We start from the raw sequence: 25,570 nt of genomic DNA on the forward strand, positions 1-25,570 counted from the left end.
CCGCGGTACGAACCTGGTGAACGGCTGAGCCCCTGTGCTAGAACAACTGCCGTGACAGTCGATCGTTTTCTGGTGGAGTGCCTCCACATCGATCTCTGCCGCGTGTCCAGCGCTTCCTGTTGTTGAAGCCCTGCCGCGGCATCTTCCGCGATGCCCTGACACGTTGATCCGTTGACTCATGTGACGCGCTGACGCGCTGATGCCTGGGCGCTGCCGCACATCGCGGCGGTCCTGCCCGTCTCCCCTTGCCTCCCGGCAGCTCTCCGAGCCTGAACCAGCCATGTGTATGGCGGTCTGCGGGGCTCTGCCGTGCCCTGCCCTCGTCCCCGGAGCCCTCCATGACCACGCCCACTTCCGTACGGAAACGGGCCGCCGACGCCCCTGCTCCCGCCCCCGCCGTGCCCGTGGGGCGGCGGCCGGAACGCGGGGCCCGTCGGCGCCGGGTCGGGCTTCGCCTCGTCGCCCTCGCCACGCTCCTCGCGCTCTGGCAGTCGGTGACCGCGCTCCAGCTCTGGTCCCCGGTGCTGGTCCCGTCACCCGCCGCCGTGTGGAACGCGCTGCTGGAGACCTCCGGTACGCACGACGGGGTGCGCGGCTACCAGGGCCACACTCTGATCGAGCACCTCGGCATCAGCCTGCGCCGCATCTTCATCGGGGCCGGTGCGGGTGTCGTCGCCGGTCTGGTGGTCGGGGTCCTGATGGGGACGCTGCCGTGGGTACGGGTGGTGCTGGAGCCCGCCGTGGCGTTCCTGCGCACCCTGCCGCCGCTCGCCTACTTCAGCCTGCTGATCATCTGGTTCGGCATCGACGAGGCGCCCAAGCTCTGGCTGCTCGCCATCGCCGCCATGCCGCCGGTCGCCGTGGCCACCGCCTCCGCCGTGGCGTCCGCACCGACCGCGCTGGTGGAGGCGGCCCGGGCGATCGGGGCGAAGCGCGGCCAGGTCGTGACATCGGTGGTGCTGCCGTCCGCGCTGCCGGAGATCCTGGTCGGCGTCCGGCTCGCCTTCGGTATCGCGTACTCCTCGGTGGTCGCCGCCGAGACGGTCAACGGGCTGCCGGGCATCGGCGGTCTGATCCGGGACGCCCAGCGCTACAACCAGTCGGACACGGTCGTCCTCGGCCTCTTCGCCATCGGCATCTCGGGCCTGCTCATCGACGCGGGGCTGCGGGTGCTGTCGGACCGGCTGGCGCCGTGGCGCAGCCACACGTAAGACCACCGCCCTTCCCTCTCTTCCCCTTCCTCCTCCTCATCCCACCCATCCCCTCCAGCACGAAGGACACACGCACATGGCCGGAACACGCGGTTGGCTCCGCCTCTCCTCGATCGCCGCGGCACTCGGAGCGCTGCTGGTGGTGACGGCCTGCGGCGAGGGCGGTTCCGGCGGCGGGGGCAAGGACGGCGACACGACGATACGCATCGCCTACCAGGCCTTTCCCAGCGGCGACCTGATCGTCAAGGAGAAGGGCTGGCTGGAGAAGGCGCTCCCCGGCTACACGGTGAAGTGGACCAAGTTCGACTCGGGCGCCAGCATCAACACCGCCTTCGTGGCCGGTTCCGTGGACCTCGCGGCGATCGGATCCAGCCCGGTCGCCCGGGGCCTCTCCGAGCCGCTGAACATCCCGTACCAGGTGACGTGGGTGCTCGATGTGGCCGGGGAGAACGAGGCGCTGGTCGCCCGTAACGGCTCCAGGATCTCCTCCGTGAAGGACCTGGAGGGCAAGAAGGTCGCGACCCCGTTCAGCTCCACCTCGCACTACAGCCTGCTCGCCGCGCTCGACCAGGCCGGGGTGGACGCCTCGAAGGTCCAGCTCCTGGACCTGGAGCCGCAGGACATCCTGGCCGCCTGGACGCGCGGCGACATCGACGCCGCGTACGTCTGGCTGCCCACCCTGGAGGAGCTGAAGAAGACCGGCAAGGTGCTCGTCTCCAGCCGCGAACTCGCCGCCGCGGGCAAGCCCACCCTCGACCTCGGGGTCGCCTCCACCAGCTTCCTGAAGGCCCACCCCGACGTGCTGCCCGCCTGGCGGAAGGCGCAGGCACAGGCGCTCGACCTGATCCACGACGACCCGGACGCGGCCTCCGCCGCCGTCGGCAAGCAGCTCGGGATCAGCCCGGCCGAGGCGGGCGCCCAGCTCGAGCAGGGCATCTTCCTCAAGCCGGCCGAGCAGGCCGACGCGAAGTGGCTCGGGACGCCCGGCGAGGTGGGGCAGCTCGCGGACAACCTGCACAGCGCGGCCCGGTTCCTGGTCGACCAGAAGCAGATCGACGCCGCGCCCGACCTGGAGAAGCTGCGGAAGTCCATCTACGTGGAGGGGCTGACCGATGCCGTCGCTCCCTGACCCGGACAAGGCGCCCGCACCCGGGCGACGGACGACCGGGTCCGTCGTCTCCGTACGCGAGGTCGAGCACACCTACGGCGGCCGGGGCGCCGAGAGCGTGACGGCTCTCGGCCCGGTCTCGCTGGAGATCCCGGCCGGCGAGTTCCTGGTCCTCGTCGGCCCCTCCGGCTGCGGCAAGAGCACGCTCCTCCGCCTGATCGCGGGCTTCGAGCGGGCCTCGTCGGGCGAGGTGGAGGTGTTCGGCGAACGTCCCGAGCCCGGCAACCAGGCGGGCATCGTCTTCCAGCAGCCCCGCCTCTTCCCGTGGCGCACGGTGGGCGACAACATCGGTCTGGCGCTGAAGTACGCGGGGGTGGACCGGGCCGAACGCACGGAGAGGACGGCCGAGTTGCTGGAGCGCGTGGGCCTCGCCGACACGGCGGGCCGCCGCATCTGGCAGATCTCGGGCGGCCAGCAGCAGCGGGTGGCCATCGCCCGCGCCCTGGCGGGCGGCAAGCGGCTGCTGCTGCTCGACGAACCGTTCGCCGCGCTGGACGCGCTGACCCGGGAACGGCTCCAGGAGGACCTGCGCCGGGTGAGCGCCGAGACGGGGACCACGTCGGTCTTCGTCACCCACAGCGTGGACGAGGCGGTGTTCCTGGGCACCCGCACGGTGGTGCTGAGCGCGCGGCCGGGCCGGGTCGCGCTGGACATCCCGATCGGCCTGCCGCGCTCCGGGACCGGCCCGGACGAACTGCGCGGGCTGCCGGAGTACGCCGCGCTGCGCGCCGAGATCGGTACGGCGGTACGCGACGCGGCCCGCTGACGTACGGGCGTACCGCCGTACGGGGCCGGTCCCCGGCTCACCGACGTACCGCATCTCGCCCCCCACCCCGCATCCCCAGCAGGAGGAACCATGACCCCCACCACCGCACCCCCCGCCCTCCGCGACCACCGCATCCCCGCCGACGGCCTCTACGAGGGCCCGCGCGAGCTGCGCCGGGTCCCGGAGGGGTGGACCGACCGGCCGTACGAGCTCTTCGAGCTGGTGCCGCGCGGCCGGGTGATCGGCGCCGAGATCCACGGCGTCGACCTGTCCCGTCCGCTCGCTCCTCCGCTGCGGGCCGAGCTGGACCGGGCGCTGCTGGAGTGGAAGGTGCTGTTCTTCCGGGAGCAGCACCTCACTTCGCGGCAGCAGCGGGCCTTCGCCGGGCACTGGGGCGAGCTGGAGACGAACCCGCTGCTGGCGACGGGCGACGACCCTGAGGTGGCCCGGCTCGACCGGACCGCGGTGCCCACCTTCGAGAACGTCTGGCACGCGGACGTCACCTTCCGTGAGCGCCCGGCGCTCGGCGCGGTCCTCCAGCTGCGGGAGGTGCCGCCGGTGGGCGGGGACACGCTGTGGGCGGACATGGCGGCGGCGTACGACAACCTGCCCGATGAGGTGAAGGAGCGCGTCGAGGGGGCGCGGGCGGTGCACGACTTCATCCCCGGGTTCTCCCGCTTCTACCCGCCGGAGCGGCTGGCTCCGCACCAGGACCGGTTCCCGCCGGTCGAGCACCCGGTGGTGCGGCGCCATCCGGTGACCGGCCGCCGGACGATCTTCGTGAACGCGTCCTTCACCACCCGGATCGTGGGCTTCGCGCAGGAGGAGAGCGACCGCCTCCTGCGCCTGCTGTTCCAGCAGGCGCACGCGCCGGAGTTCCAGGTGCGGTACAGCTGGCGGGCGGGCGATGTCGCATTCTGGGACAACCGGGCCACGCAGCACTACGCGGTCAACGACTACGCCCCGCACCGCCGTATCGCGGAGCGGGTGGCGATAGCGGGGGACCGCCCTCACTGATCCGTACGCCCCGGCTGCTTGAATGGAGGGGTGACCCGAGCCTCCCTGGACAAGCAGCCGCACGAAGTCGCCTCGATGTTCGACGGTGTGGCGGCCAACTACGACCTGACCAACGACGTGATCTCGCTGGGCCAGGCCCGGCTGTGGCGCAAGGCGGTCGCGGCGGCGGTCGACGCCCGCCCCGCGCAGAAGATCCTCGACCTGGCGGCGGGCACCGCGACCTCCTCGCAGCCCTTCGCCCGGGCCGGCGCCTACGTCGTCCCGTGCGACTTCTCGCTCGGCATGCTGGAGGTGGGCAAGCGCCGCCACCCGTGGATGCCGTTCACGGCCGGTGACGGGATGCGGCTGCCGTTCAAGGACGAGGTGTTCGACACCGTCACGATCTCCTTCGGCCTGCGCAACATCCAGGACACCGAGACCGCGCTGCGCGAGCTGTACCGGGTGACGAAGCCGGGCGGCCGGGTCGTGATCTGCGAGTTCTCGCAGCCGACCTGGGCCCCGTTCCGCACGGTCTACACCGAGTACCTGATGCGCGCGCTCCCGCCCACCGCACGGGCGGTCTCCTCCAACCCGGACGCGTACGTCTACCTCGCCGAGTCCATCCGCGCCTGGCCCGACCAGCCCGGCCTGGCCGCACTCCTGCAGAAGGCGGGCTGGTCGAAGGTGGCGTGGCGGAACCTCACGGGCGGCGTGGTGGCCCTGCACCGGGCCACCCGCGCCTGAGCTCAGCCGTTCGTTACAGCTCCAGCCGGTAGCAGTGCGCCTCCTGCCCGGCGCGCGGGGTCGTGAAGGTCTCCGCGAGCCGCATCCCGAGCCGTTCCGCCACCGCGATGGACCGGGCGTTACGGGAGTCGATCATCGCGACGACGTCCGGCACCCCGGCCGCCCGCAGCCTCTCCAGTGTGGTGCGGGCGGCGACGGTGGCGTACCCGCGCCCCCAGGCGGTGCGCCCCAGCCGCCAGCCGATCTCGATGGCGCCGACCGGCCCGTAGTGGGTGTGCGGCCACGGCTGCGCCCCGGTGAAGCCGAGCACCGTGCCGTCCTCGTCGGTGACGGTCCACAGGCAGTAGCCCAGCTCCGCGTCATGGCGCCGCTGCCGGGCGGTGAGTTCCTCGTACACGGAGAAGTCCGCTCTCCGGCCGCCGAAGAACTCCATCACCTCGGGGTCGTCGAAGATCCGGTGCCAGATCAGGGCGTCCTCGTCGGTCGGTACGCGCAGGCGTACGGCGGGCGCCGGAGCGGTGGGCGGCGGAACGGGTGCTATCGACATGAGGGAGCCCTTCGGAGGGTTGTTCTGCAGGCCCCCATAGACTGCACGGGACATGTGCCGCGCGGCACGCGAATTCGAGTCTTCGGGAGATCCGACCGTGACCGAGCCCCTCTCCGAGCACAGCGCGGACGTCATCGTCGTCGGAGCGGGCCCAGCCGGCTCCACGACCGCGTACTACCTCGCCAAGGCCGGACTTGACGTCCTGCTGCTGGAAAAGACCGCCTTCCCCCGGGAGAAGGTCTGCGGCGACGGCCTCACGCCCCGCGCCACGAAACAGCTCGTCTCCATGGGGATCGACATCTCCGAGGAGGCCGGCTGGCTGCGCAACAAGGGCCTGCGCATCATCGGCGGCGGTGTCCGGCTCCAGCTGGACTGGCCGGAACTCGCCTCCTACCCGGACTACGGACTGGTCCGCAAACGCGACGACTTCGACGAGCAGTTGGCCCGGCAGGCGCAGAAGGCGGGCGCCCGTCTCTACGAGCGCTGCAACGTGGGCGCGCCCATCCGGGACGAGCGCACGGGCCGGATCACCGGCGTCGAGGCCAGGATCGGCGAGGAGAAGACCCCGGTCACCTTCCACGCCCCGCTCGTGGTCGCCGCCGACGGCAACTCCACCCGGCTCTCCCTCGCGATGGGCCTGCACCGCCGCGAGGACCGCCCGATGGGCGTCGCCGTCCGTACGTACTTCACCTCGCCCCGCCACGACGACGACTACCTGGAGTCCTGGCTGGAGCTGTGGGACCGCCGCGGCGCCGAGGACCGCCTGCTCCCCGGCTACGGCTGGATCTTCGGCATGGGCGACGGCACCTCCAACGTCGGCCTCGGCATCCTCAACTCCTCCTCCGCCTTCAAGGAGCTGGACTGGCGCGAGGTCCTCAAGGCCTGGTGCGCCTCGATGCCGGAGGACTGGGGCTTCACCCCGGAGAACATGACGATCCCGATCCGGGGCGCGGCCCTCCCCATGGCCTTCAACCGCCAGCCGCACTACACCAAGGGCCTCCTGCTCGTCGGCGACGCGGGCGGCATGGTCAACCCGTTCAACGGCGAGGGCATCGCGTACGCCATGGAGTCCGGCCAGATCGCCGCCGACGTCATCGTCCAGGCCCACGCCCGCGCCACCCCCGCCCAGCGCGAACTGGCCCTGAACAACTACCCGAAGGTCCTCAAGGAGACCTACGGCGGCTACTACACGATGGGCCGCGCCTTCGTGAAGCTCATCGGCAACCCGAAGGTCATGAAGGTCGCCACCCAGCGCGGCCTGACCCACCCCCTCCTGATGAAGTTCACCCTCAAGATGCTCGCCAACCTGACCGACCCCACGGGCGGCGACGCGATGGACCGCATCATCAACGGCCTCTCGAAGGTGGCTCCCAAGGCGTAGGGCCCTCACGGGCCCGCCGTCGCCCCCCGCGTGCGTTCGTAGTGGCGGGCGACCCGGGCCCGGTTGCCGCAGGACGGCTTGCACCATTCCTGGCGGCCGTGGCTCTTGAGGAAGTACCGGACGCAGCGCGGCGCGTGGCAGGCCCGGAGCTGCACGCGCTCGGGCCCGCTCAGGAAGTCGACGGCGTCGCGTGCCAGGGCGGCGATGAGCCGTACCTGCGGGTCGGCCTCGGCGGACAGCAGGCGGGCCGCCGGGGCCCCTTCCGCGGGCCAGTCCAGCTGCGGGGCGACGGGCTCCCGGGCGGCGGCCGCGTTGAGGTGGGCGAGGGCCTCGTCGGCGGGCATCAGGCGGTGGGCGTCGGCCGGACTGGGCGCGGCCGGGCTCACCACCCGCGCGAACAGGGCCCGCACAGCCCGCCGTACGCCGATGATCCCGTCCCGCAACTCCTCGTCCGCCACGAGGTCACCGGTGGCCAGGCCCTCGGCGGCCAGGCTCTCGCTCTGCTGCTGGAGCCACCGGACCACCCCCCGGACCGTGTCCAGGTCGTCGACGATGCCGTCGTCTCCGCCGTGGTGGATCGTGCTCGCCAGCGCCATGACGGGCCGCTCTGCCACCGCTCGCCCCCTTCACCGCCCTCGGCCGCCGGTCGTCGAAGGCCTCTTGAACTCTGTCCGGCCCCCACTCTAGAGTCCTAACGGAAGATCGAGAATTAACGTTATACGGGGGATGGTCCTACATGTTGCTCGCCCAGATCAGCGATCTCCACCTGGACGGGAGCGACCGCGCGACCCGCCGGGCCACCCGCACCATGGAGTACCTGCGCGCCCTGCCCCGCCCGGTCGACGCCCTGCTGGTCACCGGGGACATCGCGGACCACGGGACGGAGGCCGAGTACGAGGAGGCGGCCCGCATCCTCGCCGCCCCGTTCCCCGTACTGCCCTGCCCCGGCAACCACGACGCCCGCCCCGCCTATCGCAAGGCCCTCCTCGGCGAGGCCCCCGCCGAAGGCCCCGTCAACCGTGTGCACCGGATCGCCGGAACCGCCATCCTCATGTGTGACTCCACCCTCCCCGGACGCGACGAGGGCCGCCTCGACACGGAGACGCTGGCCTGGATCGACGCCACCCTCACCGCGCTCCCGGACGGCGTCCCCGCCCTCATCGCCTTCCACCAGCCGCCCGTCGAACTCCACCACCCGCTCCCCGACGCCTGCCGTCTGGAGGAACCGGAACGCCTCGCCGCCCTTCTCGCCGCCCACCCCCGGGTCGCCGCCGTCCTCACCGGCCACGCCCACACCGCCGCCGCCTCCACCTTCGCCGGGCGCCCGCTCATCGTCGGGCCCGCGGTGACCTGGACCCTGCGCATGCCCTGGGAGGGGGACCGCCCGGCCGACCGGGACCAGCCCCCGGGGCTCGCGTTCCACGTCCTGGGCGAGGACCGGCGGCTGACCACCCACTTCCGCACCGTCCTCTGATCCGGCGCATATTGCCGGGCCGTCCGCGCACCCATGTGCAATGATTCACGCGCCGGGCGTACGCGCACCTCTTCATGACGCACGCTCAGGTTTTCCCCCCTCACCTCCCATCGAACGCAGGCCGGCGGGGTACGGAACAAGCCGACACAGCGCTGCTCGACCCCAAGGACTCAGCCATGACCACCGCATCCCTGCCCCGGAAGACCTCCCGTACGGAACCGGCGCCCACCGCGCCCGCCGTCGCCGCGCCCCAGCACCACGGCCTCTTCCTGGAACCGCACTTCGCCCCGGGGTCGCGCGCCCTCGATGACGACGAGTACGAGGACGGGTACGAGGGCGACGCCCTGCCCGCCCCGGAACCGGCGCGACCGGCCCGCCGCCGCTGACCGGACGGTAGCCTCGACCCCATGCCCGGCATGTCCAGCCCCGAGTCCGACAGACTCCGCCCACCGGTGGTACCGGTGGGCCGACTGCCGTTGAACGTCTAGGAGCCCGAGCGCCGCCGGACGCCCCTTCCCGGGCCGCCGGCGCCCCTCGCCTCCTTCCCACGGCCACGCCCCCGCCGGACCACCGCGGGTACGGGCCGTTCCCACCCCACGTACGCGCCGATCCACCGGCGTACGCACGTCGGGTCCGCGCGCCCCGGTCGCTGTACCGCACCCTCCGACCGGGCGCTTCTCGGCAACGCCCCGCATCCCCGCACTTCGGTACGTCTGTCCATCGACGGTTCCGTCAAGGGGTCTGCACTCATGCCGTTCACGCTCAAGCCACAGCCACAGCCACAGCCACAGCCACAGCCACAGCCACAGCCACAGCCACAGTCACGGTCACGGCGGCTGCGACTGCCGCTGCCGTTCGCCGTCTACGTCCTCGGGCTCGCGGTCTTCGCCCAAGGCACCTCCGAGTTCATGCTCTCCGGCCTCGTCTCGTCCATCGCCACCGACCTGGACGTCTCCCTCTCCGCCGCCGGACTCCTCACCTCCGCCTTCGCCGCGGGGATGGTCCTCGGCGCACCGCTGATGGCCCTCTTCAGCCGTACGTGGCCCCGGCGCCGGGCCCTCCTGCTCTTCCTCGCCGTGTTCATCGCGGTGCACGTCGTGGGTGCGCTGACCCCGAGCTACGGAGTCCTCCTGGCCGCCCGCTTCGTCGGCGCCCTCGCCAACGCGGGCTTCTGGGCGGTCGCCCTGGCGGCGGCGGTCTCGATGGTCCCCGACGGGCTGAGGGGCCGGGCCACGGCCGTGGTCGTCGGCGGGGTGACGATCGCCTGCGTGGTCGGCGTACCGGCCGGAGCGGTGCTGGGGGAGCGGTGGGGGTGGCGAGCGGCGTTCTGGGCGGTCGCGGTGGTGTCCCTGCCGGCGCTCTGGGCGATCACGCGGTCCATCCCGGGCGGCATCCCGGACGGCCGGGGGCGCGGGACGGCCTCGGCAGGGGAGGGGCCCGGGAGGGCCCCGGCCCCCGCCCCGGCCCCCGCCCTCGCCCCGGCTTCCGCACCCGCCCCCACCTCCGTACGGGACGAACTCCGCCTCCTCGCCGCCCCGCACCTCCGCCCCACCCTCCTCACCATGGCTCTCGTCCAGGGCGCCACCTTCTGCGCGTTCTCCTACCTGGAACCGCTCCTCACCCGCACGACCGGCCTCACCACCACCTGGGTGCCGCTCGCCCTCGCGCTCTTCGGGGCGGGGGCGTTCCTCGGAGTGGGGGCGGCGGGACGGTACGCCGAACGTCGGCCCACGGCCTTCATCGCGTACGGGATGGCCGCCCTGGCCCTCGGCTGGAGCGCCCTGGCCCTGACGGCGGGCAGACCGGTCGCCGCCCTCGCCCTGATCCCGCTCCTCGGAATGCTCGCCTTCGGTACGGGCACGGCCCTGATCACCCGGGTCCTCGGCCTGGCCGGCCGGTCGTCCACGCTGGCGGGCGCCTTCGGCACGAGCGCGTTCAACCTCGGGGCGGCGGTGGGCCCGTGGGCGGGCGGCCTGGCCCTGGAGGCCGGAGGGGGCTATCGGGCGCCGGTCTGGGTGAGCGCCGCGCTGATGGCCCTCGCGCTGCTCACCGAGGGCGCGCGGATGGTGTGGCGGGTGTGTCGGGTGCGCCGGCCCGCGCGCTCGCGGGAGCGGGAGAGGGGGAGCACGGCGGGCTGAGCGTCAGGTACGCGAGGGGCCGCACATGCCACTCCATGTGCCGCCCCTTGCGGAGCATCAGGGTGAACCCGCAGCTCTCCCCCCGGTGCAGCGCCCCGAGGGCCTGCACCCAGCCGCCCTGGTCGGCCCAGTAGAGGGCCCGCCCGGCTTCGTACGAGGTCAGCCCGAGAACGCGGCTGGAGCGGAGCTGGACGCGCAGGACCCGGATGGCGTCCCGGGGTTCGGCGAGAAGCCGGAGATCGACCGGCTCGGGGGCGAACCCGTTGGCGGGCCCGTACCGCAGGACCTCGAACCGGAACCCGCGCTGGACCAGGGCCCGTACGGGGGCGGTGGTGCGGGGAGAAGTGCGCATGGTCGACCGTCCGATCGCAGCGTCCGGGACACCGGGCACCTCGACAGGGCGGCCCGGTCCAACTGCGGTGACCGTAACGTCACGCGTCGCTACGGCGCAACCATGTTCCGGAACAAAAATGCTGGCTCATCCGTACGAAGGCCCTCCACCGCACGGTGGAGGGCCTTCGTGGCGTGGAGGGTCCGGAACGCCCTACTGGGCGAAGTGGTCGAACTCGCCTGCCTTGACGCCCTTGATGAACGCGGCGAACTTCTCGCGGGAGGTGACGGCCACGGTGCCGGGTTCGTCGCTCTCGCGCATGAGGATCTGACCGGCATGCTCGGTGATCTCCACGCACTGCTCCTGCGTGCTGGAGAAGGTGGACTTCTGCCACTCAAGCGCTGAGTTCATGCAGGGAATTCTCACATATCCCGTGCCAGGTGTTGGATGAAGCTCAGTGACTCCGCAGGGTCCAGCGATGCTGTCCGGCCCAGATTGAGCAACAGCCGGAAGCGGTGCAACTCCGCCTCCGCGTCCAGGTAAGGGCTGCGAGTGGGGGCGTCGATGTGCACGGTGTCGAGCTGGGGCACCACGCCACCCGCGTACAGAACGGTGTGGGTCATGTCCACGTGCAACTCGCTGGCGAACGGGATGACCCGCAGGGACACGTTGGGCCGGTCCGTCGCTTCCAGCAGATACTCCAACTGGGCGCGGGCGACCTTGCGTCCACCGACTCGCACCCGCAGTGCCGCCTCATGAACGATGGACGCGAACTCCGGCGGCTCGTCCCGGTCGAGAACGGTCGCTCTCCGCATACGGTGCTCCACCCGGGCCTCCACTTCATCCTCGGGCAGTCTGGGCAGGGCTGCGCTGAACAGCGCTCGCGCGTAATCGGGGGTCTGGAGCAACCCCGGCACGGTCACCGGCTGAAAGCTGCGCATGTAGCGCGCATGGTGCTCCAGCTCCGCGATGTCCAGGAAGCCGGGCGCGAGCACCCCGCGGTACTCGTCCCACCAGAACTGCCCCCGGTGCTCACGGGATATCGCGCACAGGGCGTCGATCAGGGCCTCGTCGTCGCAGGCGTAGAAGCTCGCCAGCCGGCGGATGCGCTCCTCGCCGATGCCGCTGCGTCCGGCCTCGATGTTGCTGATCCTGGCCTGATCGGTCGAGATGCGCCCGGCTGCTTCCCGGGCGGTCTTGCCCGCACGCTCCCGGAGTTTTCTCAGTTCGGCGCCCAGACGGACCTGGCGGGCGGTCGGGTTGTCCCTTGGTGGCATGTCACCTTCCCCTGTCTGCGTGTGCAGTGTCGCAGGGCTCCGGGCGGCCGGCGACGAGTTCACCCATGCGAGTGAATGAAGGGAGCGCATTATTGTTCCGGGCCATTTATTGACCCTAGCGTGTTCCGGAGACCGACGCGCCGGACATGAACGCCGAAGTGCAGCCGTACGCAGGGGCCTTGACCGGTACCTGTATGCGGCCGGAGCCACGGCAGCCGAACACGGAACGGCGCGCCCACCGACTCTGGCTCACGTAGGGAGACCCCCATGCCGGCCGTCATCGCGCCACCCGCCCCCTTCGCGAACGCCCCCCGGCCCTTCGAGCGCTATCAGCTGGCGATGCCCAACTCACCCACCGCCGCGAAGATCGCGCGGGACTTCGTCGGAACGCTGCTGCGGACCGGCCCGCACGCCGCACTCGCGGACGACGCCCGGCTCTGCGTGAGCGAGGTGGTGGCCAACGTGTACTGCCATACGGGCTCGCGGCTGGTCCGGGTCGAGATCACGGTCGACGGCGACCAGGTGGCGATCCACGTCACGGACGACGCCCCCGGCCCCCTGCCGGACCCGCCGGAGCGCCCCGAGGGCGAAGGCGGCCGCGGCCTGCTCGTCGTCGACGGCCTGGCCACCAGCTGGGGGAGCAGCACGCGCCAGGCGAACAGCCGCCGGACCAACACCGTCTGGTTCGTCCTCACGCCCCCCGGCCGGGACACCGAGCCGGACACCGGCCCCGCTGCCGCCACCCCCGCTGCCGCCACCCCCGATGCTCCGCCGGGCGTCGGCGCGCGCTCCGGGAGCGGCCCGACCGGCTCCCGATCGCACCGGTGACGGCCGAGGGCCGCCACTCCCGAGCGGGGGAGGGCGGCCCTCGGCCGTGCTGCTTCGTGCTTGTGAATCAGAGAACGCGGACCGCGCCGGTCGGCCGGTCGTAGTCCATGGAGCGCTGCACCGTGCCGGTGCTGGAGTTCTGCGCGCCGACGAACTGGCCGCCGCCCACGTAGATCGCCACGTGGTACGCGCTGCCCGCGGCGCCCCAGTACAGGATGTCGCCGGGCTGGAGGTTGCTCAGCGAGACCTGGGTGCCGGCGGTCGACTGGGCCTGCGAGACGCGGGGCAGGTCGATGCCGGCCGAGCGGTACGCGGCCTGGACCAGGCCGGAGCAGTCCCACGCGTTGGGGCCGGTGCCGCCGGCCACGTACGCGTCGCCGACCTGGGCCTTGGCGAACGCGACGATGGAGGCGGCGGAGCCCGTGGCGTTCGACGAGGTGGACGGGGCGGACGACGGGGCCGAAGCGGTGGCCGAGTTGCCCGAGGAGGAGCTGGAGGGGGCGCTGAGCGTCGTGCGCGCGGCGGTACGGGAGGCGCGCTCGGCGCGCTCCTTGGCCTCGGCCTCTGCCTTCGCCTTGGCGGCGGCCTCGGCCTTCTTCTCCGCCTCGGCCTTGCGGACGGCCTCGGCCTTGGCCTTCTTGGCCGTCTTCGCGGCGTCCTCGGCCGCGGCGTCCTCGCGGGCCTGGGCCTCCAGGTCGAGGGCGACCTGCTGCGTGGCCTGCGCGGAGGCGGCGACGGCGGTGGCGAGCCCGGAGGTGATCGTGGGCATCTCGATCGTCTGGGTCACCGGCTCGGCCTGGGCCGGACCGGCCGCACCCGCGACCGCGACGGTGCTGAGGACGCCACCGGCAACTCCGGCTCGCAGCGCCGACTTCGAGGCGCGACGGCGGGGCTTCCGGTGGCTGGGTATGTGAGCGGTGTGGGACATGGGTACTAGCGCTATCAGGGCCGTAGGGGTCCCATCAAGAAACGTGTGTTGCGACACAGTTACGTCCGGAATCTGTGAATCCGCTTTCCGGACGCCTTTATTGACGCCGTAACGGGCAAAACGGGCATGGGTGATCACGGCCGTGATCACGGACTTTCGGCAATACGCCCGAATTGCCCGTCGCTTACCATCCGTTCACACCGATGGCCAAGCCCGGCTTTCCTGAGAGCGGGCCGCCGTGGTGCAGGTCACAGGGTGAGTGGCCGGCGGCAGGCAACCCTCGCGCACGCGATCGGGGTCCGCCCGGCCGAGTGGAGGCGACCCTTCCGCCGCCCTCCCCGTCGGCCGCCGTCTCCCTCTCCGGACCGCGCGTCCGCGATCCGGGAAGTTCGTGAATGCGTGCACATGTCCCCTTCGATCCCGATGGCCCCTCGTCCGGGTGAGGGTGACCGAAGATCGACTCCCTTATCACTTCATCGGCGTCCATCGCCAATTTGCTTGCAGGGGCCTTCCATTGGTACTGCCACACCCCTTTGACCAGGGGTAACGCCGATGAATGTCACGTCTCGTGATCACTTCGGCGCTTCGCGTACGAAGATCACCGCTCATACGACTTCATGATCCTTCGTCAGGTGGTGGAGATCACAAAGACGTTGTCGTACCCCGTGTCGCAGATCACAGGGGGACGGGCATAGGATGCGGGGCAGTCGGGCTTGTGAACTGCCTCACATGTGCACGATCTTGGTGAGGCGGCGAGCCGGTCGCCCGATGCGGTCCAACGGTCAAGGACGACTGGAAGGAGCGAGGAGCGTGAATGCCTACGCGCCCATCCTCGTGCTCGGCGCCCTGGGGGCAGGGTTTGCGATCTTCTCCGTGGTCATGGCCACGCTTATCGGCCCCAGGCGTTACAACCGGGCAAAGCTCGAAGCGTACGAGTGCGGCATCGAACCCACGCCGACACCGGCCGGAGGCGGCCGCTTCCCCATCAAGTACTACCTGACGGCGATGCTTTTCATCGTCTTCGACATCGAGATCGTCTTCCTCTATCCCTGGGCCGTCTCCTTCGACGCCCTGGGGATCTTCGGGCTCGTGGAGATGCTGCTCTTCGTGCTCACCGTCTTCGTCGCCTATGCGTATGTCTGGCGTCGCGGCGGCCTGGAATGGGACTGAGGGGCTGAGGAGCACACCATGGGACTCGAAGAGAAGCTGCCCAGCGGCTTCGTGCTGACCACGGTCGAACAGGCCGCGGGCTGGGTGCGGAAGTCCTCCGTCTTCCCGGCCACGTTCGGCCTCGCCTGCTGCGCCATCGAGATGATGACGACCGGCGCCGGCCGCTACGACCTGGCCCGGTTCGGGATGGAGGTCTTCCGCGGATCGCCGCGCCAGGCCGACCTGATGATCGTCGCCGGACGGGTCAGCCAGAAGATGGCGCCCGTCCTGCGGCAGGTCTACGACCAGATGCCGAACCCCAAGTGGGTCATCTCGATGGGGGTTTGCGCTTCATCGGGCGGAATGTTCAATAATTACGCCATTGTGCAGGGAGTCGACCATATTGTCCCGGTCGATATTTATCTGCCGGGATGCCCGCCGCGCCCCGAAATGCTGCTGGACGCCATCCTCAAGCTCCACCAGAAGATCCAGGACGGCAAGCTCGGGGTCAACGCGGAGGAAGCCGCCCGCGAGGCCGAGGAAGCGGCCCTCAAGGCGCTGCCCCTGATCGAGATGAAGGGGCTCCTGCGGTGACCGACAACCCGAACACCGACGGCGGCGAACAGAACGGCAACGCCGTACCCGCCCCGCGCGACACCGGCGGCGAGGTCATCCGCGTACGCAAGGGCATGTTCGGCGCCAACAACGGCGGCGACACCTCCGGCTACGGCGGCCTCATCCGCACCGTCACCCTGCCCGGCGCAGCCACCCGCCCCTACGGCGGCTGGTTCGACGAGGTGGCCGACGAACTCGAAGGGGCTCTGGAGGAGCAGGACCTGCTCCCCGAGAACGCCATCGAGCGCACCGTCGTCGACCGCGGTGAGCTGACCTTCCACATCGCCCGCGAGCACCTGGTCCGGGTCGCCCGCACCCTGCGCGACGACCCCGCCCTGCGCTTCGAACTCTGTACGGGCGTCAGCGGTGTCCACTTCCCCGGGGACAAGGGCCGCGAGCTGCACGCCGTCTACCACCTGCGGTCCCTCACCCACGGCCGGATCATCCGGCTGGAGGTCTCCGCCCCGGACAGCGACCCGCACATCCCATCCCTCGTCGAGGTCTATCCGGCCAACGACTGGCACGAGCGCGAGGCGTACGACTTCTTCGGCATCGTCTTCGACGGGCACCCGGCCCTCACCCGGATCATGATGCCGGACGACTGGCAGGGCTTCCCGCAGCGCAAGGACTACCCGCTCGGCGGCATCGCCGTCGAGTACAAGGGCGCCCAGATCCCGGCTCCGGACCAGCGGAGGTCGTACTCCTGATGACCACTCCCCACGCAACACCCCGTGCCACGACCGAGGGGACTGTCTACACAGTCACCGGCGGCGACTGGGACGAGGTCGTCGAATCCGCCGCCAAGTCCGACGACGAACGCATCATCGTCAACATGGGTCCCCAGCACCCGTCCACGCACGGCGTGCTGCGGCTGATCCTGGAGATCGACGGCGAGACCGTCACCGAGGCCCGCTGCGGCATCGGCTACCTCCACACCGGGATCGAGAAGAACCTCGAATTCCGCAGCTGGACCCAGGGCACCACGTTCGTCACGCGCATGGACTACCTGACGCCGTTCTTCAACGAGACGGCGTACTGCCTGGGCGTGGAGAAGCTCCTCGGTATCGAGGACCAGATCCCCGACCGGGCCACGATCCTGCGCGTGCTCCTGATGGAGCTGAACCGGATCTCCTCGCACATGGTCTGCATCGCCACCGGCGGCATGGAGCTGGGCGCGACCACGATCATGATCTACGGCCTCCGCGACCGCGAACTGGTCCTCGACCTCTTCGAGCTGATCACCGGCCTCCGGATGAACCACGCGTTCATCCGCCCCGGCGGCCTCGCCCAGGACCTGCCCCCGGGCGCGGTCGACGCGCTGCGCGAGTTCATCAAGACCATGAAGAAGAACCTGCCGGAGTACGACAAGCTCGCCACCGGCAACCCCATCTTCAAGGCCCGCATGAAGGACGTCGGCTACCTCGACCTCACCGCCTGCATGGCGCTGGGCACCACCGGGCCGATCCTCCGCTCCGCCGGGCTCCCGCACGACCTGCGCAAGAGCGACCCCTACTGCGGCTACGACACCTACGACTTCGAGGTGCCGATCGCGGACACCTGCGACTCCTACGGACGCTTCCTGATCCGCATGGACGAGATGCGCGAGTCGCTCCGCATCATCGAGCAGTGCCTGGACCGGCTGGAGCCGGGCCCGGTCATGGTCGCCGACAAGAAGATCGCCTGGCCCGCCCAGCTCGCCCTCGGCGCGGACGGACTCGGCAACTCGCTCGACCACATCAGGAACATCATGGGCACCTCCATGGAAGCCCTGATCCACCACTTCAAGCTGGTGACCGAAGGCTTCCGGGTCCCGGCCGGACAGGCCTACACGGCCGTCGAGTCCCCCAAGGGCGAACTCGGCGCGCACGTCGTCTCCGACGGCGGCACCCGCCCCTACCGGGTCCACTTCCGCGACCCGTCCTTCACCAATCTGCAAGCCATGGCGGCGATGTGCGAGGGCGGCCAGGTCGCCGACGTGATCGTCGCCGTCGCGTCCATCGACCCCGTGATGGGAGGCGTCGACCGGTGACCGCAGCAAATCAAGAGGTCAGTCTGGGGATGCCGCAGCTCCCCGCCACCCCCTACCCGGCCGACGTGCGCGCCCGGCTCGACGCGGACGCGAAGGAGGTGATCGCCCGCTACCCGGAGAGCCGCTCCGCCCTGCTGCCGCTGCTCCACCTCGTCCAGTCCGAGGAGGGGTACGTCTCCCGTACGGGGATGGCCTTCTGCGCCGAGACGCTGGGCCTCACCACCGCCGAGGTCACGGCCGTCGCCACCTTCTACTCCATGTACCGCCGCAAGCCCAGCGGTGACTACCAGGTAGGGGTCTGCACCAACACCCTGTGCGCGGTCATGGGCGGCGACGCCATCTTCGACACGCTCAAGGAGCACCTCGGCGTCGGCAACAGCGAGACGACCGAGGACGGCAAGGTCACCCTCGAACACATCGAGTGCAACGCCGCCTGCGACTTCGCGCCCGTCGTGATGGTGAACTGGGAGTTCTTCGACAACCAGACACCCGAGAGCGCCACGCAGCTCGTCGACGACCTGATCGCCGGGCGGACCGTCGAGCCCACCCGGGGCGCCCCGATCTGCTCGTACAAGGAGACCGCCCGCATCCTGGCCGGCTTCCCCGACGAGCGCCCCGGCGCCGTCGAGGCCTCCGGTGGCGCGGGCCCCGCCTCCCTCGTCGGCCTCCGGCTCTCCAGGGGCGAGGCGCTGCCCAAGGCCCGCGTCGTCGCCCCGCGCGACGGCCGGCCCAAGGACGGCGGGCCGCACGACCCTTCGCCGTCCGAGCACCTCAGCTCGCACGATGCACCGCAGCAGACCTCGGCCTCCGACCCGGAGCACCCGGCCGGGCCCGCCGCCGAGGAGGGGGAGTGATGACCTTGGCCGCCGAGATCGACCACAACGGGACGAGCCCCGAGAAGCTGCTCGCCCCCGTCCTCTCCACCTTCTGGGACCAGCCCGAGTCCTGGACCCTGGAGACCTACCGCCGCCACGAGGGGTACGAGGGGCTGCGCAAGGCCCTCGCCATGGACCCCGACGACCTCATCGCGTACGTCAAGGAATCCGGCCTGCGCGGACGCGGCGGGGCCGGCTTCCCCACCGGGATGAAGTGGCAGTTCATCCCGCAGGGCGATGGCAAACCGCACTATCTGGTTGTCAACGCCGACGAGTCGGAGCCGGGGACCTGCAAGGACATCCCGCTCCTCTTCGCGAACCCGCACAGCCTCATCGAGGGCATCGTGATCGCCTGTTACGCGATCCGTTCGTCGCACGCGTTCATCTACCTGCGCGGTGAGGTCGTCCCCGTGCTGCGACGACTGCACGAGGCCGTACGAGAGGCGTACGAGGCGGGCTATCTGGGGACGAACATCCTGGGTTCAGGGCTCGATCTGGAACTCACGGTGCACGCGGGTGCCGGTGCGTACATCTGTGGTGAGGAAACCGCGCTGCTCGACTCTCTCGAAGGACGGCGTGGCCAGCCCCGGCTGCGGCCCCCCTTCCCTGCGGTCGCCGGTCTGTACGCCTGCCCCACTGTGGTGAACAACGTCGAGTCCATCGCCTCGGTTCCCGCGATCCTGAACAAGGGCAAGGACTGGTTCACGTCGATGGGCAGCGAGAAGTCCCCGGGCTTCACGCTCTACTCGCTCAGCGGCCACGTCGCCAGCCCCGGCCAGTACGAGGGCCCGCTCGGCATCACGCTCCGCCAACTGCTCGACATGAGCGGCGGGATGCGCCCCGGCCACCGCCTCAAGTTCTGGACCCCCGGCGGCTCCTCCACCCCGCTTCTCACCGACGAGCACCTCGACGTCCCCCTCGACTACGAGGGCGTCGGCGCCGCCGGCTCCATGCTCGGCACGAAGGCGCTCCAGTGCTTCGACGAGACGACCTGCGTGGTGCGGGCCGTCACCCGCTGGACCGAGTTCTACGCCCACGAGTCCTGCGGCAAGTGCACTCCCTGCCGCGAAGGGACGTACTGGCTGGTCCAGTTGATGCGCGACCTCGAAGCGGGCAGGGGTGAGATGTCCGACCTGGACAAGCTCAACGACATCGCCGACAACATCAACGGCAAGTCGTTCTGCGCGCTCGGCGACGGCGCCGCCGCCCCGATCTTCTCCTCGCTCAAGTACTTCCGCGAGGAGTACGAACAGCACATCACGGGCAAGGGCTGCCCCTTCGACCCCGCGAAATCCACGGCCTGGGCCGACGACAAGACCGCACACGCTCACCGGGGGGTGAACGCATGACAGTCACCACGAGTGCGCCCTCCGGGGGCGGCGAGGCGGCCATCCCGCCCGAGGACCTGGTCACGCTGACCATCGACGGCATCGAGATCAGCGTCCCGAAGGGGACCCTGGTCATCCGCGCCGCCGAACTCCTCGGCATCGAGATCCCGCGCTTCTGCGACCACCCGCTCCTCGACCCGGCCGGCGCCTGTCGCCAGTGCATCGTCGAGGTCGAGGGCCAGCGGAAGCCGATGGCCTCCTGCACCATCACCTGCACCGACGGCATGGTCGTCAAGTCGCAGATCACCTCTCCTGTCGCCGAGAAGGCGCAGAAGGGCGTGATGGAGCTGCTGCTGATCAACCACCCGCTGGACTGCCCGGTCTGCGACAAGGGCGGCGAGTGTCCGCTGCAGAACCAGGCGATGTCCCACGGCGACGCCGAATCCCGCTTCGAAGGCAAGAAGCGGACCTTCGAGAAGCCGGTCCCCATCTCCACCCAGGTGCTGCTGGACCGTGAGCGGTGCGTGCTCTGCGCGCGCTGCACCCGGTTCTCCAACCAGGTGGCGGGCGACCCGATGATCGAGCTGCTCGAGCGCGGCGCCCTCCAGCAGGTCGGCACCGGCGAGGGCGACCCCTTCGAGTCGTACTTCTCCGGCAACACCATCCAGATCTGCCCGGTGGGCGCGCTGACCTCGGCGGCGTACCGCTTCCGCTCCCGCCCCTTCGACCTGGTCTCCACCCCCTCGGTGTGCGAACAGTGCGCGGGCGGCTGCGGGATGCGCACCGACCACCGGCGCGGCAAGGTCATGCGGCGCCTCGCGGCCAACGAGCCCGAGGTCAACGAGGAGTGGATCTGCGACAAGGGGAGGTTCGGCTTCCGCTACGCCCAGCAGCGCGACCGCCTCACCACCCCGCTGGTCCGCAACGCCGACGGCGTCCTGGAGCCGGCGAGCTGGCCCGAGGCGCTGGAGGCCGCGGCGGCCGGACTGCTCGCCGCCCGGGGCCGTACCGGCGTCCTGACCGGCGGCCGGCTGACCGTCGAGGACTCCTACGCGTACAGCAAGTTCGCCCGGGTCGCCCTCGACACCAACGACATCGACTTCCGCTCCCGCGTGCACAGCGCCGAGGAGGCCGACTTCCTGGCCGCCCGGGTCGCCGGGCGCGGCCGGGACCTGGACGGCCAGGGAGTCACGTACTCCGCGCTGGAGAAGGCCCCCGCGGTCCTGCTCGTCGGATTCGAGTCCGAGGAGGAGGCCCCCGGCGTCTTCCTCCGGCTCCGCAAGGCCCACCGCAAGAGCGGCCAGAAGACCTTCGCCCTCGCCTCGCACGCCACGCGCGGCCTGGTGAAGGCGGGCGGCACGCTGCTGCCCGCCGCCCCCGGCACCGAGACCGAGTGGCTGGACGCGCTCGCGGGCGGGGTCGGCCTGGACGCCGAAGGGGCCGCCGCCGCCGAGGCGTTGCGCGGTGAGCACTCCCTGATCATCGTGGGGGAGCGGCTGGCGGGGGTGCCCGGCGCACTTTCCGCTGTCATTCGTACCGCCACCGCGACCGGCGCACGCCTGGTGTGGATTCCGCGCCGGGCGGGCGACCGGGGCGCGGTGGAGACCGGCGCGCTCCCCTCGCTGCTCCCCGGCGGCCGCCCGGCCACCGACCCGCGGGCCCGGGAGGAGGTGGCCGCCGTCTGGCGCGTCGCCGAACTCCCCTCCCGCCACGGCCGCGACACCGGCCAGATCATCGAGGCGGCGGCCACCGGCGAACTGGGCGCGCTGCTCGTCGCCGGGGTCGGCGTGGAGGACCTGCCCGACCCGGCCCGGGCGCTGAAGGCTCTGGACGAGGTCGGCTTCCTGGTCTCGCTGGAGCTGCGGCCGAGCACGGTCACCGAGCGGGCCGACGTGGTCCTCCCGGTCGCCGCCGTCGCGGAGAAGTCCGGCACCTTCCTCAACTGGGAGGGCCGGGTCCGGATGTTCCAGGCGGCGCTGAAGCCGGAGCAGATGCCCCGCACGCTCTCGCCGACCGACTCCCGTGTGCTGCACATGCTGGCCGACGCCATGGACGTGCACTTCGCGCTGCCCGACCTGACCGCGGCCCGCCGCGAGCTGGACCGGCTCGGCGGCTGGGACGGCGGCCACGCGGACGACCCGCGCGAACCGTCGCGTCCGCTGCCCCGGCCGGGCGACGGCGAGGCGATCCTCGCGGGCCACCGGCTGCTGCTCGACCTCGGCCGGCTCCAGGAGGGCGACACCGCGCTCGCCGGGACCCGGCACGCGGCGCTCGCCCGGCTCTCGCCCGCCACCGCGGCCGAGACCGGCGTCAAGGACGGCGACCTGCTCGCCGTCACCGGCCCCACCGGCACCGTCGAACTCCCCCTCCAGGTCACCGACATGCCGGACCGCGTGGTCTGGGTGCCGCTGAACTCGGTCGGACGCGGTATCCCCGCCGACACCGGTGCGAACCCCGGCGGCCTGGTGCGCATCGGCCCCGCCGCCGCACCGGGTGCTCCCGTCGAACCATCGGAGGTACGAGCGTGATGGGCCTCACCGCACTCGCGACGGCGCCCGGGGGCGCCGTCCTCGCCGCCGAGGATCTCTCGATGTTCGGCACCGACCCCTGGTGGCTGGTGCTGCTCAAGGCGGTCTTCTGCTTCGCGTTCCTGATGCTGATCGTGCTCTTCTCCATCGTGTGGGAGCGCAAGGTCGTCGCCTGGATGCAGCTGCGCATCGGCCCCAACCGGCACGGCCCCTGGGGGCTGCTCCAGTCGCTCGCCGACGGCGTCAAGCTGATGCTGAAGGAAGACGTCATCGTCAAGCGGGCGGACAAGGCGGTCTACATCCTCGCCCCGATCCTCGCGGCGATCCCCGCCTTCATGGCCGTCGCGGTCATCCCCTTCGGCCCGGCGGGCAACGAGATCTCGATCTTCGGCACCCGTACGACGATGCAGCTCACCGACCTGCCGATCGCCGCGCTCTACATCCTCGCCGTCGGCGCGGTCGGGGTGTACGGGTTCGTGCTCGGCGGCTGGTCCTCCGGGTCGACGTACCCGCTGCTCGGCGGGATCCGCTCGTGTGCCCAGATGATCAGCTACGAGATCGCCATGGGCGCCGCGTTCGCCTCGGTCTTCCTCTACTCGGGGTCGATGTCGACCTCCGCGATCGTGGAGGCGCAGGCGGACCGCTGGTACCTGATCCTGCTGCCGATGTCCTTCCTCATCTACATGGTGACGATGGTCGGTGAGGCCAGCCGGGCGCCATTCGACATGCCGGAGTCCGAGGGCGACCTCGTCGGCGGCTTCAACACCGAGTACAGCTCCATCAAGTTCGCGATGTTCATGCTCGCCGAGTACATCCACATGGTGACCGTGTCGATGATCGCGGTGACGCTGTTCCTCGGCGGCTGGCGCGCCCCGTACCCGATCTCCGCGTTCTGGGAGGGGGCGAACCACGGCTGGTGGCCGATCCTCTGGTTCTTCCTCAAGCTCCAGTTGCTGATCTTCTTCTTCATCTGGCTGCGCGGCACCCTGCCACGCGTCCGCTACGACCAGCTGATGAAGCTCGGCTGGAAGGTCCTCATCCCGGTCTCGGTGGGCTGGCTGATGCTCGTCGCCACCGTCCGCGCGCTGCGGAACGAGGGGTACGACTTCTCGCGGATCGTCCTGTACGTCGGCGGGGCCGTCCTCGCGATCCTGCTGATCTCCCTGGTCGTGGACATGTTCCGGGACCGCAGGGCCAAGGCGCAGGAGGAGGCCGCCGGACCGGAGCCCGCCTTCGACCCGATGGCGGGCGGCTATCCGGTGCCGCCGCTGCCCGGGCAGACCCTGCCGCCGGTGCCCAGGCGGGTGCCGAGGCGCGAGCGGGAGCTCGTTGTCAGTGGTGGGCCCGATACTCAGAGTGACGGAAACGCGAGTGACGGAAAGGAGGCCGGCGGTGTCTGAGAAACCAGAGCTCACGGGCTCATCGGGATCCGCTGGGTCCTCGGGCGAATCGGGTTCGGCGGGGGAGAAGTTCCAGAACCCGGTGGCCGGCTTCGGCGTGACCTTCAAGGCCATGTTCAAGAAGCGGCTGACCGAGCAGTACCCCGAGACGCCGAAGGTGACGGCGCCCCGCTTCCACGGCCGCCACCAGCTCAACCGCCACCCGGACGGCCTGGAGAAGTGCGTCGGCTGCGAGCTGTGCGCCTGGGCGTGTCCGGCGGACGCCATCTACGTGGAGGGCGCGGACAACACCGAGGAGGAGCGCTACTCCCCGGGCGAGCGGTACGGCCGCGTCTACCAGATCAACTACGCGCGCTGCATCCTCTGCGGACTCTGCATCGAGGCCTGCCCCACCCGGGCGCTGACGATGACCAACGAGTTCGAGCTGGCCAACACCAGCCGCGAGAGCCTCATCTACACCAAGGACGAGCTGCTCGCGGGGCTGGAGGAGGGCATGGTCGACAGCCCGCACGCGATCTACCCCGGCATGGACGAACAGGACTACTACCGGGGCCTGGTCACCGAGGCCGCCCCCGGCACGGTGGTGCAGCCGGCGCTCTCCAAGGGCGAGCGGGAGAAGTCCGACGAGTCCGCCGACGCCGAGTCCGTGTCCACGGGCGGCGCACGGCAGGACAGGGGGGCGGGCGCATGAACGCGATCGCCGCGGCCACCACCACCTCCACCGGTGAGGCCGTCCAGTTCTGGATCCTGGGGACCGTCGCCGTGATCGGCGCGTTCGCCACGATCCTGCTGAAGAAGGCCGTGCACAGCGCCCTGGCGCTCGCCGGGACGATGGTGATCCTGGCCGTCTTCTACCTCGCCAACGGCGCCTATTTCCTCGGCATCGTCCAGATCATCGTCTACACCGGCGCGATCATGATGCTGTTCCTCTTCGTCGTCATGCTCGTCGGCGTCACCGCGGCGGACTCCCTCAAGGAGACCCTGAAGGGGCAGCGCTGGCTGGCCGTCGGCTGCGGGCTCGGCTTCGGCATCCTGCTGATCGGGGGCATCGGCAACGCGTCGCTGTCCACGTTCAACGGGCTCGGCGCCGCCAACGCCCTGCACGGCGGGAACGTGGAGGGCCTCGCCAACCTCATCTTCACCAAGTACGTCTTCGCGTTCGAGATCACCGGCGCCCTGCTGATCACCGCGACCGTCGGGGCCATGGTGCTCACGCACCGCGAGCGCACCGAGCGGGCCCGGACCCAGCGGGAGCTGTCCGAGCAGCGCGTGCGCGAGGGCAAGCACCTCCCGCCGCTGCCCGCCCCCGGCGTCTACGCCCGGCACAACGCGGTGGACATCGCCGGTCTGCTCCCCGACGGCACCCCGTCCGACCTGACGGTCATGAAGACGCTGCGCAACCGGGGCCAGATCCGCGATGTCTCGCAGGAGGCGCTCGCCGATCTCAAGGCGCTGGAGCAGCGCTCCGGCGAGCGGCTCGGACGTGAGGACGCGGACGCCGTGGCGCGGGGGGCCAACCCCGCCTCCGCGGCGGATAACTCGGAGGCCGCCAAGTGAACCCGGTGTACTACCTCTACCTCGCGGCCCTGCTCTTCGCGATCGGCGCCTGCGGGGTGCTGATCCGGCGGAACGTGATCGTCCTGTTCATGTGCATCGAGCTGATGCTCAACGCGTGCAACCTGGCGCTCGTCACCTTCTCCCGGATGCACGGAAACCTCGACGGGCAGATCGTCGCGTTCTTCGTGATGGTCGTCGCCGCCGCGGAAGTCGTCGTCGGGCTCGCGATCATCGTGTCGCTGTTCCGCTCCCGCCACTCGGCCTCGGTCGACGACGCCAGCCTGATGAAGCTGTAAGGGG

General features: G+C 70.8%; 27 protein-coding genes. 21 read left to right on the forward strand and 6 right to left on the reverse strand.

Going from position 1 to position 25,570, the window contains the following annotated elements:
- Window positions 1-338: 338 nt before the first annotated feature.
- The 5 genes from ACQ9ZG_RS20150 (at window position 339) to ACQ9ZG_RS20170 (ending at window position 4,885) form a co-directional block, all read left to right on the forward strand.
- Window positions 339-1,211, forward strand: a complete 873-nt coding sequence (locus ACQ9ZG_RS20150) for an ABC transporter permease (RefSeq protein ID WP_109915458.1) — start codon at window positions 339-341, stop codon at window positions 1,209-1,211.
- 76 nt (window positions 1,212-1,287) lie between these two features.
- Window positions 1,288-2,340: a taurine ABC transporter substrate-binding protein gene (locus ACQ9ZG_RS20155; protein ID WP_109915459.1), complete on the forward strand. Its 1,053-nt coding sequence runs from the start codon at window positions 1,288-1,290 to the stop codon at window positions 2,338-2,340.
- Window positions 2,324-3,145 carry an ABC transporter ATP-binding protein gene (locus ACQ9ZG_RS20160; RefSeq protein ID WP_109915460.1) on the forward strand — a complete coding sequence of 274 codons (822 nt, stop codon included), beginning with the start codon at window positions 2,324-2,326 and terminating at the stop codon, window positions 3,143-3,145. Before ACQ9ZG_RS20155 ends, ACQ9ZG_RS20160 begins: the two co-directional genes overlap by 17 nt.
- A gap of 90 nt (window positions 3,146-3,235) precedes the next feature.
- Window positions 3,236-4,162 carry a TauD/TfdA dioxygenase family protein gene (locus ACQ9ZG_RS20165; protein ID WP_109915461.1) on the forward strand — a complete coding sequence of 309 codons (927 nt, stop codon included), beginning with the start codon at window positions 3,236-3,238 and terminating at the stop codon, window positions 4,160-4,162.
- Between the two features lie 30 nt (window positions 4,163-4,192).
- Window positions 4,193-4,885: a demethylmenaquinone methyltransferase gene (locus ACQ9ZG_RS20170; protein ID WP_018490703.1), complete on the forward strand. Its 693-nt coding sequence runs from the start codon at window positions 4,193-4,195 to the stop codon at window positions 4,883-4,885.
- A 13-nt stretch (window positions 4,886-4,898) separates the two neighbouring features.
- Here ACQ9ZG_RS20170 and ACQ9ZG_RS20175 read toward each other — a convergent pair whose 3' ends face one another.
- On the reverse strand, window positions 4,899-5,432 hold the full coding sequence (locus tag ACQ9ZG_RS20175; protein WP_109915462.1) for a GNAT family N-acetyltransferase: 534 nt from the start codon (window positions 5,430-5,432) through the stop codon (window positions 4,899-4,901).
- A 97-nt stretch (window positions 5,433-5,529) separates the two neighbouring features.
- Between ACQ9ZG_RS20175 and ACQ9ZG_RS20180 the strand changes: the two genes are divergently transcribed.
- Window positions 5,530-6,813: a geranylgeranyl reductase family protein gene (locus ACQ9ZG_RS20180; protein ID WP_018490705.1), complete on the forward strand. Its 1,284-nt coding sequence runs from the start codon at window positions 5,530-5,532 to the stop codon at window positions 6,811-6,813.
- 5 nt (window positions 6,814-6,818) lie between these two features.
- Here the strand turns inward: ACQ9ZG_RS20180 and ACQ9ZG_RS20185 are convergent, their stop codons facing one another.
- Entirely contained in the window at window positions 6,819-7,409 is a 591-nt protein-coding gene (locus tag ACQ9ZG_RS20185; protein WP_499281622.1) for a CGNR zinc finger domain-containing protein, read from the reverse strand.
- A 140-nt stretch (window positions 7,410-7,549) separates the two neighbouring features.
- Here ACQ9ZG_RS20185 and ACQ9ZG_RS20190 point away from each other — a divergent pair, with 140 nt between their 5' ends.
- From ACQ9ZG_RS20190 to ACQ9ZG_RS20200, 3 genes are all read left to right on the forward strand, one after another.
- Window positions 7,550-8,287, forward strand: coding sequence for a metallophosphoesterase (locus tag ACQ9ZG_RS20190; protein ID WP_109917440.1), 738 nt, complete (start codon window positions 7,550-7,552; stop codon window positions 8,285-8,287).
- A 176-nt stretch (window positions 8,288-8,463) separates the two neighbouring features.
- Window positions 8,464-8,673: a hypothetical protein gene (locus ACQ9ZG_RS20195; protein WP_109917441.1), complete on the forward strand. Its 210-nt coding sequence runs from the start codon at window positions 8,464-8,466 to the stop codon at window positions 8,671-8,673.
- Between the two features lie 462 nt (window positions 8,674-9,135).
- Window positions 9,136-10,425, forward strand: a complete 1,290-nt coding sequence (locus tag ACQ9ZG_RS20200) for an MFS transporter (protein ID WP_499281623.1) — start codon at window positions 9,136-9,138, stop codon at window positions 10,423-10,425.
- On the opposite strand, the gene ACQ9ZG_RS20205 is transcribed toward ACQ9ZG_RS20200, so the two are convergent.
- From ACQ9ZG_RS20205 to ACQ9ZG_RS20215, 3 genes are all read right to left on the reverse strand, one after another.
- Window positions 10,334-10,777: a hypothetical protein gene (locus ACQ9ZG_RS20205; protein WP_146225658.1), complete on the reverse strand. Its 444-nt coding sequence runs from the start codon at window positions 10,775-10,777 to the stop codon at window positions 10,334-10,336. The genes ACQ9ZG_RS20200 and ACQ9ZG_RS20205 overlap by 92 nt on opposite strands.
- A 192-nt stretch (window positions 10,778-10,969) precedes the next feature.
- Window positions 10,970-11,167 carry a DUF397 domain-containing protein gene (locus ACQ9ZG_RS20210; RefSeq protein WP_026238006.1) on the reverse strand — a complete coding sequence of 66 codons (198 nt, stop codon included), beginning with the start codon at window positions 11,165-11,167 and terminating at the stop codon, window positions 10,970-10,972.
- A gap of 11 nt (window positions 11,168-11,178) precedes the next feature.
- Window positions 11,179-12,033: a helix-turn-helix domain-containing protein gene (locus ACQ9ZG_RS20215; RefSeq protein WP_028416765.1), complete on the reverse strand. Its 855-nt coding sequence runs from the start codon at window positions 12,031-12,033 to the stop codon at window positions 11,179-11,181.
- 267 nt (window positions 12,034-12,300) lie between these two features.
- On the opposite strand from ACQ9ZG_RS20215, the gene ACQ9ZG_RS20220 reads away from it, so the two are divergent.
- Window positions 12,301-12,861, forward strand: a complete 561-nt coding sequence (locus tag ACQ9ZG_RS20220) for an ATP-binding protein (RefSeq protein ID WP_109915048.1) — start codon at window positions 12,301-12,303, stop codon at window positions 12,859-12,861.
- Window positions 12,862-12,928: 67 nt separating this feature from the next.
- Here ACQ9ZG_RS20220 and ACQ9ZG_RS20225 read toward each other — a convergent pair whose 3' ends face one another.
- Window positions 12,929-13,789: a C40 family peptidase gene (locus ACQ9ZG_RS20225; RefSeq protein WP_109915049.1), complete on the reverse strand. Its 861-nt coding sequence runs from the start codon at window positions 13,787-13,789 to the stop codon at window positions 12,929-12,931.
- An 810-nt stretch (window positions 13,790-14,599) separates the two neighbouring features.
- Here ACQ9ZG_RS20225 and ACQ9ZG_RS20230 point away from each other — a divergent pair.
- Genes ACQ9ZG_RS20230 through nuoK form a run of 11 tightly spaced genes read left to right on the forward strand, consistent with a single transcriptional unit; the run spans window position 14,600 to window position 25,566 of the window.
- Complete coding sequence (locus ACQ9ZG_RS20230; protein ID WP_018490714.1) at window positions 14,600-14,959, forward strand: NADH-quinone oxidoreductase subunit A; 360 nt, start codon at window positions 14,600-14,602, stop codon at window positions 14,957-14,959.
- Between the two features lie 18 nt (window positions 14,960-14,977).
- Window positions 14,978-15,532 carry a NuoB/complex I 20 kDa subunit family protein gene (locus ACQ9ZG_RS20235; protein WP_018490715.1) on the forward strand — a complete coding sequence of 185 codons (555 nt, stop codon included), beginning with the start codon at window positions 14,978-14,980 and terminating at the stop codon, window positions 15,530-15,532.
- A complete protein-coding gene (locus ACQ9ZG_RS20240; protein ID WP_028416762.1) occupies window positions 15,529-16,260 on the forward strand; it encodes an NADH-quinone oxidoreductase subunit C in 732 nt (243 codons plus the stop codon). Before ACQ9ZG_RS20235 ends, ACQ9ZG_RS20240 begins: the two co-directional genes overlap by 4 nt.
- Window positions 16,260-17,582, forward strand: coding sequence for an NADH-quinone oxidoreductase subunit D (locus ACQ9ZG_RS20245; protein ID WP_018490717.1), 1,323 nt, complete (start codon window positions 16,260-16,262; stop codon window positions 17,580-17,582). Before ACQ9ZG_RS20240 ends, ACQ9ZG_RS20245 begins: the two co-directional genes overlap by 1 nt.
- A gap of 29 nt (window positions 17,583-17,611) precedes the next feature.
- On the forward strand, window positions 17,612-18,436 hold the full coding sequence (gene nuoE, locus ACQ9ZG_RS20250; protein WP_018490718.1) for an NADH-quinone oxidoreductase subunit NuoE: 825 nt from the start codon (window positions 17,612-17,614) through the stop codon (window positions 18,434-18,436).
- Window positions 18,433-19,806 carry an NADH-quinone oxidoreductase subunit NuoF gene (gene nuoF / locus ACQ9ZG_RS20255; protein WP_181398381.1) on the forward strand — a complete coding sequence of 458 codons (1,374 nt, stop codon included), beginning with the start codon at window positions 18,433-18,435 and terminating at the stop codon, window positions 19,804-19,806. Before nuoE ends, nuoF begins: the two co-directional genes overlap by 4 nt.
- Window positions 19,803-22,313, forward strand: a complete 2,511-nt coding sequence (locus tag ACQ9ZG_RS20260) for an NADH-quinone oxidoreductase subunit G (protein ID WP_028416760.1) — start codon at window positions 19,803-19,805, stop codon at window positions 22,311-22,313. Before nuoF ends, ACQ9ZG_RS20260 begins: the two co-directional genes overlap by 4 nt.
- A complete protein-coding gene (gene nuoH / locus ACQ9ZG_RS20265) occupies window positions 22,313-23,713 on the forward strand; it encodes an NADH-quinone oxidoreductase subunit NuoH (protein WP_050451264.1) in 1,401 nt (466 codons plus the stop codon). The genes ACQ9ZG_RS20260 and nuoH overlap by 1 nt, the downstream gene beginning before the upstream one ends.
- A complete protein-coding gene (gene nuoI, locus ACQ9ZG_RS20270) occupies window positions 23,706-24,404 on the forward strand; it encodes an NADH-quinone oxidoreductase subunit NuoI (RefSeq protein WP_078562540.1) in 699 nt (232 codons plus the stop codon). Before nuoH ends, nuoI begins: the two co-directional genes overlap by 8 nt.
- Entirely contained in the window at window positions 24,401-25,270 is an 870-nt protein-coding gene (locus ACQ9ZG_RS20275; protein WP_109914453.1) for an NADH-quinone oxidoreductase subunit J, read from the forward strand. The genes nuoI and ACQ9ZG_RS20275 overlap by 4 nt, the downstream gene beginning before the upstream one ends.
- Complete coding sequence (nuoK, locus tag ACQ9ZG_RS20280; protein ID WP_018490724.1) at window positions 25,267-25,566, forward strand: NADH-quinone oxidoreductase subunit NuoK; 300 nt, start codon at window positions 25,267-25,269, stop codon at window positions 25,564-25,566. Before ACQ9ZG_RS20275 ends, nuoK begins: the two co-directional genes overlap by 4 nt.
- Window positions 25,567-25,570: the final 4 nt, after the last annotated feature.

Origin of the sequence: Streptomyces araujoniae (genome assembly GCF_050871195.1) — a bacterium.
Lineage (GTDB): Bacteria > Actinomycetota > Actinomycetes > Streptomycetales > Streptomycetaceae > Streptomyces > Streptomyces bacillaris.

Coding starts and splice junctions, on each gene's coding strand:
- ACQ9ZG_RS20150 (WP_109915458.1), top strand. CDS start 339: ATGACCACGCCCACTTCCGTACGGAAACGGGCCGCCGACGCCCCTGCT.
- ACQ9ZG_RS20155 (WP_109915459.1), top strand. CDS start 1,288: ATGGCCGGAACACGCGGTTGGCTCCGCCTCTCCTCGATCGCCGCGGCA.
- ACQ9ZG_RS20160 (WP_109915460.1), top strand. CDS start 2,324: ATGCCGTCGCTCCCTGACCCGGACAAGGCGCCCGCACCCGGGCGACGG.
- ACQ9ZG_RS20165 (WP_109915461.1), top strand. CDS start 3,236: ATGACCCCCACCACCGCACCCCCCGCCCTCCGCGACCACCGCATCCCC.
- ACQ9ZG_RS20175 (WP_109915462.1), bottom strand. CDS start 5,432: ATGTCGATAGCACCCGTTCCGCCGCCCACCGCTCCGGCGCCCGCCGTA.
- ACQ9ZG_RS20185 (WP_499281622.1), bottom strand. CDS start 7,409: ATGGCGCTGGCGAGCACGATCCACCACGGCGGAGACGACGGCATCGTC.
- ACQ9ZG_RS20190 (WP_109917440.1), top strand. CDS start 7,550: ATGTTGCTCGCCCAGATCAGCGATCTCCACCTGGACGGGAGCGACCGC.
- ACQ9ZG_RS20195 (WP_109917441.1), top strand. CDS start 8,464: ATGACCACCGCATCCCTGCCCCGGAAGACCTCCCGTACGGAACCGGCG.
- ACQ9ZG_RS20205 (WP_146225658.1), bottom strand. CDS start 10,777: ATGCGCACTTCTCCCCGCACCACCGCCCCCGTACGGGCCCTGGTCCAG.
- ACQ9ZG_RS20210 (WP_026238006.1), bottom strand. CDS start 11,167: ATGAACTCAGCGCTTGAGTGGCAGAAGTCCACCTTCTCCAGCACGCAG.
- ACQ9ZG_RS20215 (WP_028416765.1), bottom strand. CDS start 12,033: ATGCCACCAAGGGACAACCCGACCGCCCGCCAGGTCCGTCTGGGCGCC.
- ACQ9ZG_RS20220 (WP_109915048.1), top strand. CDS start 12,301: ATGCCGGCCGTCATCGCGCCACCCGCCCCCTTCGCGAACGCCCCCCGG.
- ACQ9ZG_RS20225 (WP_109915049.1), bottom strand. CDS start 13,789: ATGTCCCACACCGCTCACATACCCAGCCACCGGAAGCCCCGCCGTCGC.
- ACQ9ZG_RS20235 (WP_018490715.1), top strand. CDS start 14,978: ATGGGACTCGAAGAGAAGCTGCCCAGCGGCTTCGTGCTGACCACGGTC.
- ACQ9ZG_RS20245 (WP_018490717.1), top strand. CDS start 16,260: ATGACCACTCCCCACGCAACACCCCGTGCCACGACCGAGGGGACTGTC.
- nuoE (WP_018490718.1), top strand. CDS start 17,612: ATGCCGCAGCTCCCCGCCACCCCCTACCCGGCCGACGTGCGCGCCCGG.
- ACQ9ZG_RS20260 (WP_028416760.1), top strand. CDS start 19,803: ATGACAGTCACCACGAGTGCGCCCTCCGGGGGCGGCGAGGCGGCCATC.
- nuoH (WP_050451264.1), top strand. CDS start 22,313: ATGGGCCTCACCGCACTCGCGACGGCGCCCGGGGGCGCCGTCCTCGCC.
- ACQ9ZG_RS20275 (WP_109914453.1), top strand. CDS start 24,401: ATGAACGCGATCGCCGCGGCCACCACCACCTCCACCGGTGAGGCCGTC.